This window comes from Enterococcus wangshanyuanii, assembly GCF_002197645.1.
Taxonomy (GTDB): Bacteria; Bacillota; Bacilli; order Lactobacillales; family Enterococcaceae; genus Enterococcus_L; species Enterococcus_L wangshanyuanii.
Genome location: NZ_CP021874.1, coordinates 1,703,011 through 1,718,809, shown reverse-complemented (window position 1 = coordinate 1,718,809; position 15,799 = coordinate 1,703,011). Strand labels below are relative to the sequence as shown.

Sequence of the window (15,799 nt, the reverse complement as noted above, 5' to 3'; positions counted from 1 at the left end):
AGAAAAAATAAATGACAACGATTTATGAAAAAGCATTGAAAGCACATGAAGAATGGCGTGGAAAAATCGATATTCATTCGAAAGCGAAAGTGAAAACGAAAGAAGACCTGTCTCTAGCTTATACACCAGGTGTAGCAGAGCCTTGCAGACAAATTCATGAAACGCCTGACAAAATCTACGACTACACTTGGAAAGGAAATACCGTTGCAGTAGTGACAGATGGAACAGCTGTGCTGGGATTAGGGGATATTGGACCAAAAGCTGCGTTGCCTGTTATGGAAGGTAAAGCATTGCTGTTCAAAGAGTTTGCGGATATCGATGCGATCCCGATTTGTTTGGACACGAAAGATCCTAAAGAAATCATTCAAATCATTAAAGCAATGGCGCCAACGTTTGGCGGGATCAATCTGGAAGATATCTCTGCTCCACGCTGTGTTGAAATTGAACGAGCTTTGATCGAGGAATTAGATATTCCGGTTTTTCATGATGACCAGCATGGCACGGCGATCGTAACGATTGCAGCTCTAATCAATGCACTGAAAATCGTCCATAAAAAAGTAGATGAGATCAAGGTCGTTATCTCAGGTACTGGAGCGGCCGGTAGCGCGATCATCAAAATGCTGCATCATTTTGGAGTCAAAAATATGATTGCCTTTAACATTGACGGAGCGTTAAGCAAAAAGTCTGAACGATCATTAGATTTCTTAGAGCAAGAAATTGCTGCAATTACAAATGTAGCAGATTTTCAAGGAACGATGGCTGAAGCGATGGTCGGAGCAGATGTTTTTATCGGTGTTTCTGCGCCGAAGCTTGTAACAAAAGAAATGGTTGCTTCAATGAATAAAGGAGCGATCGTGTTTCCAATGGCAAACCCGGAATCAGAAATCGATTATCAGGATGCAATCGAAGCTGGAGCTGCTGTAGTCGGCACAGGTCGTTCAGATCATCCCAATCAAATCAATAATGTACTGGCTTTTCCGGGACTGTTCAAGGGCGCTTTTGTAGCTGGAGCGACTAAGATAACTGAAAATATGAAGTTGGCAGCAGCCCAAGCAATTGCTGAAATTATTCCTGAATCTGAATTGACCAGTGATTATATTATTCCATCTCCATTCAATCCGGATTTGGTTGAGATCATCATTCGAAAAGTTGTGGAAGCAGCTGTAAAAGACGGTGTGATCCGCTCATAACAAAATTCTTGTAAAAGTATCAGGTCATTTTTTTCAAAAAAGAATGATTTGATGCTTTTTATATGGAGAAAGCACAAGGATTTCTAGTTCAATAAAGCCAAGTATGGTATACTGTTTAGGAGTAAATTCAAGAGAATGCTAAAGGAGGATGTTTCTGTATGTCAGAAAAAGAAACATTTTATATCACCACCCCGATCTATTATCCAAGCGGACAACTACATATCGGTAATTCATATACAACGATTGCCTGTGATGCGATGGCCCGTTACAAACGCTTGATGGGCTTTGACGTATTTTACTTAACAGGTGTGGATGAGCATGGACAAAAAATTGAAAATAAAGCATCAGAACTAGGCGTTACCCCGAAAGAATATGTCGATAAAATGGCGGCTGATGTTCAAAAACTATGGAAAACCCTTGATATCAGTTATGACAAATTTATTCGAACAACAGATGATTACCATAAAAAAGCGGTACAACAGATTTTCGATCAATTATTAGAACAAGGCGATATTTATCTTGGTGAATACGAAGGTTGGTATTCTGTTTCTGATGAAGAATACTTTACAGAAACGCAATTAGCGGAAGTGTATCGTGATGAAGAAGGCAAAGTCATCGGCGGTAAAGCACCGAGTGGTCATGAAGTTGAGCTAGTCAAAGAAGAGTCTTATTTCTTCCGTATGAGTAAATATGCGGATCGTTTACTTGAGTATTACAATGAACATCCAGAATTTATCCAACCGGAATCTCGTAAGAATGAAATGATCAATAACTTTATCAAACCAGGCCTGGAAGATTTGGCTGTATCACGTACGACGTTCTCATGGGGGATTCCTCTAACAAAAGATCCTAAACATGTGGTTTATGTTTGGATCGATGCGTTGTCGAATTATATCACAGCTTTAGGCTATGGTTCAGAAGATGATAGCTTATTCCAAAAATACTGGCCGGCAGATGTCCATATGGTCGGAAAAGAAATCGTTCGTTTCCATACGATTTACTGGCCGATCATGTTGATGGCGCTTGATTTACCATTACCGAAAAAGATTTTTGGTCATGGCTGGTTATTGATGAAAGACGGTAAAATGTCTAAATCAAAAGGCAATGTAGTTTATCCTGAAATGCTAGTGGAACGTTATGGCTTGGATGCTTTGCGTTATTATTTACTACGCGCGATTCCATTCGGCAGTGATGGTGTCTTTACGCCGGAAGACTTTGTTTCTCGTTTGAATTATGATTTAGCCAACGACTTAGGTAATTTATTAAATAGGACCATCGCGATGATCAATAAATATTGTGAAGGTCAAGTACCGACTTATGCGTCTAAAGTGACGCCATTTGACAGCGAATTATCCACAACTGCTGCTAATGTGATTGGAAAATATCATGAAGCAATGGAAAAAATGGAGTTTAACACTGCGATTTCCGAAGTGTGGACCTTGATTTCCAGAGCCAATAAATATATCGATGAAACACAACCTTGGGTTTTAGCCAAAGATGAAGAGAAGAAAAACGAACTAGATAGCGTCATGGTGCATTTAGCGGAAAGCTTGCGCATCGCAGCGATTTTATTACAGCCGGTAATGACTGAGACGCCAGGGAAAATCTTCGAACAATTAGGCTTAGATCCTGATACGATGAATATGGAAAATATCCATTTTGGGGAATTCCCAACTGGGGTCAAAGTTGTCGCTAAAGGGACACCGATTTTTCCTCGTTTGGAGATCGAGACAGAAGTGATTTATATTCAAAAGAAAATGTCCCAAAATGCACAAACCACTGCAGAAGAAATCAAGTGGGATCCTGAAGAAACGGAACTTGTTTCAACAAAGGAAAAACAAATCAAGTATGAAGATTTTGATAAAGTCGAGCTAAAAGTAGCCGAAGTTGTCGACTGCAAAAAAGTCAAAGGCGCAGACAAGCTGCTACAATTCCGACTAGATGCTGGTGATGGACAAGATCGTCAAATTCTTTCCGGCGTAGCTGAATTTTATCCAGATCCAAGTGCCTTGATCGGGAAAAAAGTTGTGATCGTAGCCAACTTGAAACCGAGAAAAATGCGGGGACAAATCAGTCAGGGAATGATTCTTTCAGCAGAATCGCCAGATGGCAAGCTGCAAATTATCGATGCACCAAAAGATATGCCGAATGGAGCAGGGATTGCTTAATTAAGACAAATTAAAAACAGCCAATGCATTAGTCTAGTCCTAACTTAGACAAATACGTTGGCTGTTTTCTTTGTTAATGCGAATAATTTGATATATGACTAAAATTTTAATTTTTTATTCGTTTTAAGTCTGCGGAAACGAGTCGGTAAAAGCATGACCAATAACGCATATGGTACGCTAATGATCGACCAAGTCAAGGTTCTACTCAAACTATTATTTTTGTACAACCAATTGAGTAAAAAATGCAGTCCTAATAAACTAATGGCAACAAAAATCAAAACGGCATAATCAGGCTCATCTTTAATCACCATTCGAAGGACGCTGCCGATTAGCGGTACTAGATAAAAATAAGCACTTGTTAATGAGATTCGCCAGCTTTTAGTGATAGTTCCAAGATTTATCAAGAAAAATACAATGGATAATACGATCCCTAAAGGTGGGAAAAAAGCGATCAAGGCTGAATAAATAGCTCCCCATAAAAGCATCAATGGTCCTTTCACGATCGCAGCAATTGCTATAAAGAGCCCTATCAGGAGAAATTGCTGTGTCATGGTACCGTATGCCAATAGACCGAAAAGAATCAGCAATAGCCAATGCCAGACCGTATTGACTTGAGGTTTCCTTTGAATCGTTACGTTCTTTTGGATCGATGTTTTTAAAAAGTCAGATTCTTCGAAGAAATTTTTCAAAAAGCACTCACTCCTATCAAATTGAAAATCAGACTGGAGTTAAGTGTACTGCGAAGCAGATAAAAAAACATCAGACTAAAGACTGTTTTTTAGTCTGATGTTTGAAGAATCACGCATGCTCGTTTCTGTTAAACACCTCAGCAAGCTCCCCGATATAAGGTAGAAAGACCTGTTTCATCCCTCTAGAAATCGCTGTATAAAGAATTTTTTTCTCTCTGTCAGTCGTACCGTAATGGCTTTTGGACGGATCATGAATGATCACATTATCAAACTCAAGTCCTTTCGCCATATCGATCGACAGGATTTGAGCATATTTGTGCGAAAGTCGTTGTTTCAAGTGTTCGGCTTCGGCTGCTGTTTTTGTGATAATGACAGTATCTTCTTCGTTAGCTAATGAATTTAAAAGTGAATTCACTGTATCCAGATACGTTTTTTCCTCCTCACAAGAAATAAAGACAGGTTTTTCTCCATCTTTTCGAATCGATACGATCTTCAGTTTTTCGTGATTGGTCACTAATGTCTGGAAAAGTTGAGTGATTTCTTTACTCGAACGATAGCTATTCAGCAATTGATAAGAAGTAACAGAACGACTAGAAGCCGACAATAATTCTTGTAGTGCAAGAAAGCTGATCGATGTATTAAAAATCGCCTGATTTTCATCTCCTGCTAATGTAAAGTTCGCTTGCGGGAATAATTTAAGCAGCAAAAGAATTTGAGCGTCAGTGTAGTCTTGGACTTCATCCACCAAAATAAACGCCATTTGTCGATTTGATAGATCCTCGATAAATTTATCTTTGAGCAGTAATAAAATGACTATTTCATCTGCAGTATACGCAGAGGTCGTTCGTTGATAAGGCTCTTTTTGATCCTGCTGATATAAGGCTTCAAAAAGCAGCCACTGATCGAACCAGGCCAAATCAGCGATGTCTTCTGCAACTTTACGGTATTTTTGCTGTAACCGTTGAAGGGCATATTCTACTAATTGCTCCTCATCTTCGGCATCAAATGTCGTATCAAAGTAGCGTAATTGTTCAGCTTCCGTCAAATCTTGCATCTGATCGATCATTTGCTTTGTTTTTGATTGCTTGATCAAATAACGACGCCATAAACTTGCTAGTTTTTCTTTTGTTGCTGAAAGTCGATCTCTGATCGTTAAAGTGGCCGGTGTTTCTTGATACAAGCTAAAAATCAATTCAGCAGAAAATATCGGTTTACGTTTAAATAAAATAGGTTTAAATAGTGATTGCTGGATCAAAGAGGGCTCTTGAAAGGCTTGTATGAAAGCCACAAATTTCTGTGATTGAATCACTCTTTGTTGATCATTGACTTGCTCAGCTGTAATTCGTTTAAAATAGTCAGATTCCGTTTCGATCGGTGCTTTTTCACGAAAGGTAAATTTGAGAAATTGCAATAGCGTCAAATTCAATGGATTTCGCTCACCTAAATTTGGTAAGACTTGAGAAATATAATCGATAAATGTTGAATTAGGTGAAAGTAGTAAAATGTCATCGGCAGTAATTTTGGTCCGATGATTATAAAGTAAATAAGCGATTCGCTGCATGATCGCAGACGTTTTCCCGCTTCCTGCAATCCCGTTGACTAAGAGTAATGGGTGACTTTCATCCCGAATGATCTCATTTTGTTCCTGCTGGATCGTTGTGGTGATATCTTTCATATATTGAGAAGAGTCTGCTTCTAACGAGTGAAGCAAAATATCATCTTGGATCGCAAGGCTGGTATCAAAAAAGTTGATCAAGCGATCTTCTTCGATGATCAATTGCCTTTTTAGATTCAAGGTGACAGGGATCTCTGTTTTATTGGCGAAGTAGCTGCTATCGCCTAAAACATTATTATAAAAAAGAGAAGCAATCGGTGAACGCCAGTCATAAATGCGCGATTCACCCTCTAAATTTGTAAAGTCATTCATCCCGATGTAAAACACATCCCGATCAGCATCTGCGTCTAAAAAGGTGACATCGATCTTCCCGAAATAAGGCACTTTCAGTAAGCGCTCGACTTTTTCCAGCTGTTTCGCAGCTGTCGCATTTTGGATATTTAGTTGATCGATTTCTCTATTTTTCATTTCCATCATGGCAAACGTTTCTAAATTATCCGAATAACTATCAAAATTGAGTTTTGTATCACCGCCAAACTGCTCTAGCACTGACTTTCCTGTCGTGTTGACTTCATTAATAGCGGTTTGATAGGTATCTTTTGCTTGACTTAGTTCCTCGTAAATTTGGTGGAGATGTTCGGTTTCTTGTGTGCGATCGTTTGACATAGTGATTCCTCCTGACGTAAATTGCCGTGACCGATTAGTATAAGCTATTTTTTTTAATAAAGCAATTGGAAGATGCTGATAATTTTCAGAGCTGTCCATTCAGCTTTTACGTAAAATGTGATAAAGTATAGAAGACAGAGGAGGGTTTTACTTGATTTTTGATTCACATACACATTTAAATGCAGAACAATTTAATGAAGATATTCCTGAAACGATTGCCCGCGCGAAGGAGCTGGGCGTAACTGAGATGGCGGTTGTTGGATTTGATACACCGACGATCAAAAAATCACTTGAACTAAGTCAAATGTATCCGGAGATCCAAAGTATTATCGGTTGGCATCCAACGGAAGCTGGGAGTTATACGCCTGCGATCGAAAAGGAGCTGCAGGAGTTGTTAACGACACCAAAAGTTGTGGCTCTTGGGGAAATCGGTTTGGATTATTATTGGATGGAGGATCCTAAAGAAGTTCAGGATCGAGTGTTCAGACGTCAAATTGCGATTGCCAAAGAAATGAATCTACCCATCAGTATTCATACACGAGATGCAATGGAAGACACGTACAACATTTTAAAAGAAGAAGATATCCGTGATATCGGCGGAATCATGCATAGTTTCAGCGGTGATCCTGAATGGATGAAAAAATTTCTAGACATGGGCATGCATATTTCACTAAGTGGTGTGGTGACCTTTAAAAAAGCGTTAGAAGTTCAAGAAGTCGCAAAAGAGGTTCCGCTTGAGCGTCTATTGGTAGAAACAGATGCACCATATTTAGCGCCGGTACCGTATCGAGGCAAACGAAATGAGCCAGGCTATACGCGTTATGTAGTTGAAAAAATTGCCGAATTACGTGAGATGCCTTTTGAAGAAATCGCCGCACAAACGACTGCCAATACCCATCGTTTGTTTAGGTTAGTCTAATGACAGAAAAACTGAGGATCGAAGAAATCATAGTCGTAGAAGGCAAAGACGACACGAGAAGAATTCAGGAAGTGGTGGATGCAGATACGATCGAAACGATCGGTTCAGCCATCAATGAAGAGATCTTAGAGCAAATCGAACATGCACAAGAAACCAGAGGTGTGATCATTTTTACGGATCCGGATTATTCAGGGGAAAAAATACGTAAAACGATCATGGATGTTGTACCAGATGCTAAACATGCTTTCTTATCCAGACGGCTGGCGGCACCGAAAAAACGCGGGTCAAGTTTAGGCGTGGAACATGCCAGTGATGAAGCGATTTTAGAGGCATTGGAAAAAATTGTCACCCCTGTTCATGAAGCAGATGATTATCAAGAAATCCCTCGACAAACCTTGATAGAATATGGTTTAATAGCAGGAGCTCATGCAAAAGAACGCCGGGAAAAATTAGGTGATATCTTACGCATTGGTTATACGAATAGCAAACAGCTAACGAAGCGACTTAAAATGTTTCGCATCACAGAAAAAGAGCTTACGGATGCTATGAATACCATCATACAAGCAGCGAGTGAAAAATCGGAGGAATCAATGTGACAGAATATAAAGAAATCGCCACACCTTCAAGAACAAAAGAGATCTTGAAGCAGCATGGCTTTTCATTCAAAAAAAGCTTAGGCCAAAACTTTTTAACAGAACCGAATATCTTACGTAAAATTGTTGAAACTGCTGGAATCGATACACAGACAAATGTAATAGAAGTTGGTCCGGGAATCGGCGCTTTGACCGAACAGCTAGCAAAAAATGCAGCTCAGGTTTTGGCGTTTGAGATCGATGACCGACTGATTCCTGTTTTAGAGGACACACTTAGCCCGTATAACAATGTAACTGTGGTTCATAAAGATGTACTTAAAGCAGATTTAATTGGAACCACAAAAGAAGTGTTCAAAGAAGATTTACCGATCAAAGTGGTAGCCAATCTGCCTTATTACATCACGACACCGATCATGATGCATTTTTTAGCATCTGATTTAGAGGTGGCTGAGATGATCGTCATGATGCAAAAAGAAGTGGCTGACCGAATTTCAGCAAAACCTAGTACAAAGGCATATGGTTCTTTGTCGATCGCTGTTCAGTACTTTATGGAAGCAAGTATTGCATTTATTGTGCCCAAAACAGTATTCATCCCACAGCCAAATGTTGACTCAGCAATCATCAAACTAACGAAACGTGACAAACCAGCTGTTGATGTTATCAATGAGAAAGAATTCTTTAAGTTGACTAAAGCTTCATTCCAACTCCGTCGCAAAACATTATGGAACAATTTGACTCATTCGTACGGCAAAGATGAAACGACTAAAGAGTGGCTGACAAAAAGTTTGACCGAGGCAGAAATCGATCCCTCACGTCGAGGTGAGACTCTTTCTTTAGAGGAGTTTGCTCGTTTAAGTAATCAGTTAGAAAAAAATCGGGCACTCTAGACGATAACTAAAGAGAACCAAAAATAAAGCGACTCCGTTTTATTTTTGGCTCTCTTTTTTTGAACGATAAAGGGTGTTATAAAAACCAATTAATTGTGACTTTGTGCAAAATAATTCGCTTGGAGTTATTGACATTTCACAAATAACGAGCATAATATAAGAAAGCGCTTTCTTTAAGTGAGGAGGAATTTTGTGGAAAAAAGGGGCTCAAGAAATGTTGTTTGGATGCTTACGGCTATTTTTTTAGGCTATAGCTGTATCTACGTTGACAAGATGACGATTGGTATGTCGCTGGTGACGATTGCAACGGATTTAGGTTTTGATCCGCAGCAAAAAGGGTTGATTTTAAGTGCTTTCTTTTTAGGATATACGATTTTTCAAATTCCATTTGGGTATCTATCGAATAAAATCGGTACTAGAAAAATGATGATTACCTCTGTATTTTTAGTAGGTATTTTTCTTTGCTTATTCGGATTTGGTTTTTCATTATTATATCTGATCATGGTTCGATTTATGACTGGAGCGGTCGCTCATTCGGGATATCCCTCTTCAGTAAGTACATTTATTTCACAAGAACTACCTTTGGAAAAACGCGGTCCGGCACAATCGACGATGATCGCTTCATCAGGTTTTGCTTCAATTATTGGGCCGTTACTGATCGCACCGCTATTGGTGATGATTGGCTGGCATAAAACCTATTACTTATTAGGCGTACTGGTGATGTTGATTGCGGTCATGATGTATTTTGTGATTCCAAAAGAATTTGGCGGAGTCAAAAAGCAACTGCAAAATAAACAATCGATTTCCTTCAAAGAAGTGTTGAAGGATCGAAATGTGTGGGTCATGATTTTTGCGGCATTTTTCATCAATGCAGCCGTCTACGGTTTAAATGGCTGGATGGCGACCTACCTTGTTGAAGCGCATGGACTTGCTTTAACTCAAACCGCTTATGTTTCAGCTGTCATTGGACTATTTACGATGGTCGCAGCTATGGGAGGCGGTGTACTGGTCAATAAGTACTTTATGGGTAGAGAAAAATATGTGATTTTAGTAGCTACAATTGGCGGCGGGGCTTTTTCTATTTTGGTTTCACTGGTAGGCAGCTTTGTAGCGAGTATGCTGTTTTTGGCCTTGGCTGTGGCGGCAGCTAGTTTAGCATTTGCAACGTTGATGAGTATTCCTTTAAAGATTTTTCCATCCGATGAAGTATCTGCAAAATATGCAACGATCAATGCCGTAGGTGTCTCAGGAGGATTCGTGGCACCAACGATCATTGGCGCACTGATTCAATTGTCTCAAGGCAATTTCTTTAGTTCATTTATTTTTATTGCCGTTTCGTTTGTTGTATCAGGATTTATCACATTGATGGTTCAACGAAAAGGGGAAGCTTGAAAAAACAGAAGGATGTGAAGGTATGTGCACAGGAATTTCAGTAGAATCAAAAGAAGGAAATCATTTTTGGGGACGTACGCAGGAATTCAATCTTTTACTGGATTATGAAGGAGCGATCATCCCTAAAGCGTATGAGGTGAAAGTATCGCTTGATCGTTTTGTAACTCGTTATGCTGCAATGGGTGTAGCACTTGCTGAAAATCCATTGTTGATAGATGGGGTGAACGAAAAAGGATTGATGGGCGGTTCCTTTTATTTTGGCAATTATAATCGTTATATTGACGAAGAAAAGATTCGTTCGGCTGGCAAGCTCCCTCTAGCTGGAGCGGAATTTGTGACATACGCGTTGACGAATTATGCTTCTGTTCAGGAAATCAAAGAGCGGGTGAATCAAGATACAGCGATCGCTCTTGTGGATAATCAGTTGGGGATTCCTCAGCATTATGTTTTTCAAGATGAAACAGGAGCTTCGGTTGTTGTTGAACCTTCGATCGAAGGCAGCTATGAAGTGTATGACAATCTTGTTGGGGTATTTACAAATAGCCCTAAATTTGCCTGGCATTTAGTCAATCTTCAAAATTATGTTGGTCTCAGTGATCAGATGGCAAGCGATATTCAGATGGGTAATCTACATGTTTTTTCTAATGGTAAGGGTTCAGGTATGCGTGGATTGCCAGGAGATTATACGCCGCAGTCACGTTTTATCCGAGCAGCCTATCTTAAGCATTTTACAGAAAAAGTCAGTGATGAGCAGGTAATTGATCAAATTTTCCATCTATTAAACAGTTTTGATATTCCCAAAGGTGTCGTTAAAGTCACTTCTGAAAAAGATGTTCAGTATACGCAATATACAAGTGCTTATGATGGACAAAAAAAGGTCATGTATATTCATTTGTATGAAAACCGCATGATTCAAACACTGTCTTTAGAGGAGCATTTAAAAGATGCAACGATTCCGCAATATTTTACTTTAAACGATAGACAGCAATATCAGGCAATGGTAAAAAAGTTCTAAGTGTAAAAGGAGAATGATTGGGATAAAAATAGGATGTATGGTAAATTTTAAGTAGAAGCTTTCGATGACTTATTTCAACGTTAAAAACTCTAGCAGTTAAATAGATTGGATGGAAGAAAATTACGGGAGAGACTGACTAACAGCACCGAAGGAATAAATAATAAGTGGCGCAACCATTATTATGAAGATCTCAGGTAAACGGACCGTAATTGGACATCACTCTGGAAAGCATAGGCACCGAAGGAGCAACTCTTCGATGAGAAGACGAATCTCTCAGGTTTTGTACAGAGGAACAGGCACTTTTTTAAGGTGCCTGTTCCTCTGTTTTTATAATTTCATTTTTGGTGTGGAGGTGGGAGGAAAATCAGTGTTCTAAGCAAGTAGAAAAAATAAAAAGTGAAGGAGTTTGGAAATGGACCTAAAAACACCCTTATACGATGCACATGTGAAAGCTGGAGGGAAGATGGTATCTTTTGCCGGCTACATGTTACCTGTACAATATGCAAAAACAGGTGTGATCAAAGAACACTTGGCGGTTCGCAATCAAGTTGGCTTATTTGATGTTTCTCATATGGGAGAAGTCGTGTATGAAGGAAAAGACGCCTTAGCGAATTTGCAATATGTTTTAACCAATGATTTTACTAATTTAGAAATAGGTCGGGTCCGCTACACATTGATGTGTAACGAAAATGGTGGCGTGATCGATGACCTTTTGGTATATAAATGCAGTGAGGACAAATATCTACTCGTAGTGAACGCAGCTAATAGAGAAAAAGATGTTGCTTGGATGAGAGAGCACTTATTTGGTGAAGTTGACTTTTCAGATCAGTCGGATTCATTTGTTCAAATCGCTTTGCAGGGGCCTAATTCAAAAGAAATCATTGAACAGTTGACTGCTGAAAAGGATATCCCTAAAAAATACTACAGCTTTACTGAACATGCCGATGTGGGCGGTATCACTTGCCTCTTATCCAGAACGGGATATACAGGAGAATTCGGCTATGAATTATATTGTTCAGCTGAAGACGGAGTTAAACTATGGGAGTTATTATTGGAAACAGGCGAAAAATTCGGCCTTGTTCCTTGTGGTCTAGGTGCACGTGATACCTTGCGTTTAGAAGCAGGGATGCCTCTTTATGGTCACGAAATGAATGACGAGATCACTCCATTTGAAACAGATTTAAATTTTGCAGTGAAGATGAAAAAAGAAAAGTTCATCGGGAAAAAAGCTTTAGAGGAAAAAGGTGAGCCTAAAATCACTCGAATCGGTTTGGAATTGACGGAACGCGGAATCGTGCGTGAAGGAGCACCAGTGTACTTCAATGATCAGAAGATTGGGACGACAACATCAGGAACGATGTGTCCTTATGTGAATAAAGCGTGTGCTATGGCGCTTGTGGATAAAGGTCTCGTAGAGATTGGTTCATCGATCGAAGTTGAAGTTAGAGGTAAGAAAATTGCTGCAGAAGTTGTAGAGATTCCATTTGTAAAAAAATAATTTGACTAGAGGAGACGGTTAGAATGGCAAAAGTAGAAGAATTGAAGTTTTCAAAATCACATGAATGGGTCCTTTTTGAAGGAGACAAAGTAAAAATCGGTTTATCTGATTATGCACAAGATCAATTAGGAGATATTGTCTTTATTGATTTGCCAGATGAAGGAGACGAAGTCACTAAAGAAGAATCATTTGCGGATATCGAGTCAGTTAAAGCGGTATCAGAAGCGTATTCTCCATTGACAGGAACCGTTTCTGCGGTAAATGAAGAACTATTAGATAGTCCTGAATTGATCAACTCGGCACCATTAGATTCGTGGTTGATCGAAGTGGAGGAAATCAAAGAGGTCGAAGACTTATTAACAGCTGAGGAGTATAAGAAATTCTGCGAAGAATCTGAGGAGGCTTAATTCATGGGAAATTATCTTGGATCAACAGAGCAACAACAAAAAGAAATGCTGCAAAAAATCGGGCTTGATACGATGAACGATCTTTATCAAGTGATTCCACAAGAAATGTTAGTAGAAAAACTTGATATTCCAGCGGGCAAATCTGAATTTGAAGTACGCAGTATCATTGAAAATATGGGTCGAAAAAATAAAGTTTTTTCAAAAATCTTTCGTGGAGCAGGCGCCTATAACCATTACATCCCTGCTATCGTGAAACAAATTGCGGCCAAAGAAGAATTTGTTACATCCTATACTCCTTATCAGCCAGAAATCAGTCAAGGCTTGCTGCAGTCTATTTTTGAATACCAAACAATGATCTGTGAGATCACAGGCATGGATGCCACAAATGCTTCAGTTTATGACGGTGCAACGGCGACAGCAGAAGGAATCAATATGTGTTTAGAGAAAAAAAGGCTGAAAGTTTTGATCTCTGAAACGACCAATCCGATGACCGTCCAAACAGCTATCACTTATTTTAGCTCTAGAGAAATCGAGTTTGTGATGATTCCTGAAAAAGATGGATTAACGGATCTAGCCGCTTTAAAAGAAGCCTTAGATGAAACAACTGCCTGTTTTATCGTTCAGCAGCCGAATTATTATGGCGGGCTCGAAGCAGTAGAAGAAATCGAAGCGTTAGTCCATGATGCAAAAGCGAAATTCATCATGAATGTCAACCCAGTAGCCAGCACGACATTAAAATCAGCTGGTGAAGTCAATGCAGATATTGCTGTAGGCGACTCACAGCCATTTGGCTTGCCGCTAGCTTTTGGCGGACCGTATATCGGTTTTATTGCGACGAAAGAAAAAATGATCAGAAAACTTCCCGGCCGCATCGCAGGTGAGACGGTAGATGAAGCTGGCGACAGAGCTTTCGTTTTGACTTTACAAGCGAGAGAACAACATATCCGCAGAGAAAAAGCAGCTTCTAATATTTGTTCGAATCAAGCCTTGTGTGCATTGACGAATGCAGCGTATATGAGCACGATGGGCGCAAAAGGCATTCAGGAAGTTGCCGCACAATGCTACAGTAAAGCACATTATTTAGCAGATCAACTCAGTAAAATAAAAGGTGTTCAGCTAGCAAATGACGCACCATTTTTCCATGAGTTTATCACTACATTACCGGTTTCAGAAGAACTTGTCCTAGCAAAATTAGAAGAAAACGATATTTTAGGCGGTTATCCAACTGAAAAAGGATTGCTATGGTGTGTGACTGAAATGAATACAAAAGAGCAGATGGATGAAGTAGCAGCACTAGTGAAGGAGGTATGCCAGTCATGAAATTGATTTTTGAACGAAGTGTAGATGGCTATTATAACGAAATGATTTCTAAGTGTGATGTGCCTGTCGTTGAACTGCCTGAAACGATGAAGAGAGAAAAAGAATTGCATTTGCCCTCACTGCCGCAGCCAGAAATCAGCCGTCACTATACTGAGCTGGCGAATGCGACCTTTGGGATCAACGATGGATTTTATCCGCTAGGTTCCTGTACGATGAAATACAATCCAAAAATCAACGACGAAATGGCGGCATTTCCAGCTTTCGCCAATATCCACCCGCTACAGCCGGAACGAACAGTGCAAGGCTCTTTAGAAGTATTCACTATGACAGAGAGGCTTCTTAAAGAAATCACTGGGATGCATGCGATCACTTTCCAGCCAGCTGCAGGAGCCCACGGAGAATTTACCAGTTTGTTGATGATCAAAGCTTACCACGAAAAAAATGGCCAGCCCCAACGAAATAAGATCATCGTTCCTGACTCTGCTCATGGTACAAACCCTGCTAGTGTGGCGATGACTGGTATGATCACAGTCAATATTCCGTCAGATGAATATGGCTGTGTGGATATAGAGGCATTGAAAGAAGCGGTCGGTGAAGATACTGCTGGATTGATGCTGACGAATCCGAATACTGCTGGTATTTTTGATAAAAATATTTTGGAAATAACGAAAATCGTTCATGACGCTGGCGGCTTAAATTACTATGATGGCGCGAATTTAAATGCGATCATGGGTGTTGCCAGACCAGGGGATATGGGCTTTGATATCATTCATTTGAACTTGCATAAAACATTTTCAACACCACATGGCGGTGGCGGACCAGGCTCTGGTGCTGTCGGCTGTAAAGAGATTTTGAAATCATTTTTACCCAATTTTTATCCAGTTCAACAAGGAGAACAAATCGTCTTTACTGAACCGGCAGATTCTATTGGACAAGTCAAAGGCTTTTATGGACAATTTTCTGTCTTTTTACGTGCGTTGACTTACATTCTATTCCTAGGCTCTGAAGGGATCTCCTCAGCATCTAAAGGAGCAGTTTTAAATGCAAATTACATGCTTCATGAATTGAAAGATATATTTGAAGTACCATATGGCGATACGTGTATGCATGAATTTGTGATCAGCTTAGATCGATTGAAAAAAGAAACGGGTGTCACAGCTTTAGATGTTGCTAAAGGAATTTTGGATCATAAAATGTATCCGCCGACCATGTATTTCCCATTGACAGTACCAGAAGCATTGATGGTAGAGCCTCCTGAAACAGAATCAAAAGAACGGATCGATGACGCTATCTCTGTTTACCGCAAATTGTATGAAGCGGCACATGAAAATCCAGAGGACTTCCATAATTATCCGCTCCATGCTCAAATTCATCGTGTAGATGAAGTGAGAGCGGCGCGGCATCCAATCGTTCGTTATGATTTTTCTAAAGAATAAGGAA

Annotated in this window: 13 protein-coding genes and 1 riboswitch; of the genes, 11 read left to right on the top strand and 2 right to left on the bottom strand. The window is 39.8% G+C overall.

All coding sequences use genetic code 11. The features are described 5' to 3' along the window. The first annotated feature begins 11 nt into the window (after positions 1-11). Positions 12-1,190: an NAD(P)-dependent malic enzyme gene (locus CC204_RS08350; RefSeq protein WP_088269768.1), complete on the top strand. Its 1,179-nt coding sequence runs from the start codon at positions 12-14 to the stop codon at positions 1,188-1,190. A 158-nt stretch (positions 1,191-1,348) separates the two neighbouring features. Further along, positions 1,349-3,358 carry a methionine--tRNA ligase gene (gene metG / locus CC204_RS08345; RefSeq protein WP_088269767.1) on the top strand — a complete coding sequence of 670 codons (2,010 nt, stop codon included), beginning with the start codon at positions 1,349-1,351 and terminating at the stop codon, positions 3,356-3,358. Between the two features lie 98 nt (positions 3,359-3,456). On the opposite strand, the gene CC204_RS08340 is transcribed toward metG, so the two are convergent. Then, on the bottom strand, positions 3,457-4,047 hold the full coding sequence (locus CC204_RS08340; protein ID WP_088269766.1) for a hypothetical protein: 591 nt from the start codon (positions 4,045-4,047) through the stop codon (positions 3,457-3,459). Positions 4,048-4,156: 109 nt separating this feature from the next. After that, on the bottom strand, positions 4,157-6,328 hold the full coding sequence (locus tag CC204_RS08335) for a HelD family protein (protein WP_088269765.1): 2,172 nt from the start codon (positions 6,326-6,328) through the stop codon (positions 4,157-4,159). Between the two features lie 151 nt (positions 6,329-6,479). Here CC204_RS08335 and CC204_RS08330 point away from each other — a divergent pair, with 151 nt between their 5' ends. The 9 genes from CC204_RS08330 (at position 6,480) to gcvPB (ending at position 15,795) form a co-directional block, all read left to right on the top strand. Further along, positions 6,480-7,247 (top strand): TatD family hydrolase, encoded by a 768-nt coding sequence (locus CC204_RS08330; RefSeq protein WP_088269764.1) that lies wholly within the window; start codon positions 6,480-6,482, stop codon positions 7,245-7,247. Beyond that, entirely contained in the window at positions 7,247-7,843 is a 597-nt protein-coding gene (rnmV, locus tag CC204_RS08325) for a ribonuclease M5 (protein WP_162288335.1), read from the top strand. Before CC204_RS08330 ends, rnmV begins: the two co-directional genes overlap by 1 nt. Next, on the top strand, positions 7,840-8,727 hold the full coding sequence (gene rsmA / locus CC204_RS08320; RefSeq protein WP_088269763.1) for a 16S rRNA (adenine(1518)-N(6)/adenine(1519)-N(6))-dimethyltransferase RsmA: 888 nt from the start codon (positions 7,840-7,842) through the stop codon (positions 8,725-8,727). Before rnmV ends, rsmA begins: the two co-directional genes overlap by 4 nt. 192 nt (positions 8,728-8,919) lie before the next feature. Next, complete coding sequence (locus tag CC204_RS08315; protein ID WP_088269762.1) at positions 8,920-10,119, top strand: MFS transporter; 1,200 nt, start codon at positions 8,920-8,922, stop codon at positions 10,117-10,119. A gap of 22 nt (positions 10,120-10,141) precedes the next feature. After that, on the top strand, positions 10,142-11,134 hold the full coding sequence (locus CC204_RS08310; RefSeq protein WP_088269761.1) for a linear amide C-N hydrolase: 993 nt from the start codon (positions 10,142-10,144) through the stop codon (positions 11,132-11,134). A 113-nt stretch (positions 11,135-11,247) separates the two neighbouring features. After that, positions 11,248-11,350, top strand: a riboswitch (glycine riboswitch). 196 nt (positions 11,351-11,546) lie between these two features. Further along, entirely contained in the window at positions 11,547-12,632 is a 1,086-nt protein-coding gene (gene gcvT, locus CC204_RS08305) for a glycine cleavage system aminomethyltransferase GcvT (protein WP_088269760.1), read from the top strand. A gap of 23 nt (positions 12,633-12,655) precedes the next feature. Beyond that, entirely contained in the window at positions 12,656-13,039 is a 384-nt protein-coding gene (gene gcvH, locus CC204_RS08300; protein ID WP_087640969.1) for a glycine cleavage system protein GcvH, read from the top strand. A gap of 3 nt (positions 13,040-13,042) precedes the next feature. After that, positions 13,043-14,359, top strand: coding sequence for an aminomethyl-transferring glycine dehydrogenase subunit GcvPA (gene gcvPA, locus CC204_RS08295; RefSeq protein WP_088269759.1), 1,317 nt, complete (start codon positions 13,043-13,045; stop codon positions 14,357-14,359). Beyond that, complete coding sequence (gene gcvPB, locus CC204_RS08290; protein WP_088269758.1) at positions 14,356-15,795, top strand: aminomethyl-transferring glycine dehydrogenase subunit GcvPB; 1,440 nt, start codon at positions 14,356-14,358, stop codon at positions 15,793-15,795. The genes gcvPA and gcvPB overlap by 4 nt, the downstream gene beginning before the upstream one ends. The last annotated feature ends 4 nt before the right edge of the window (positions 15,796-15,799 follow it).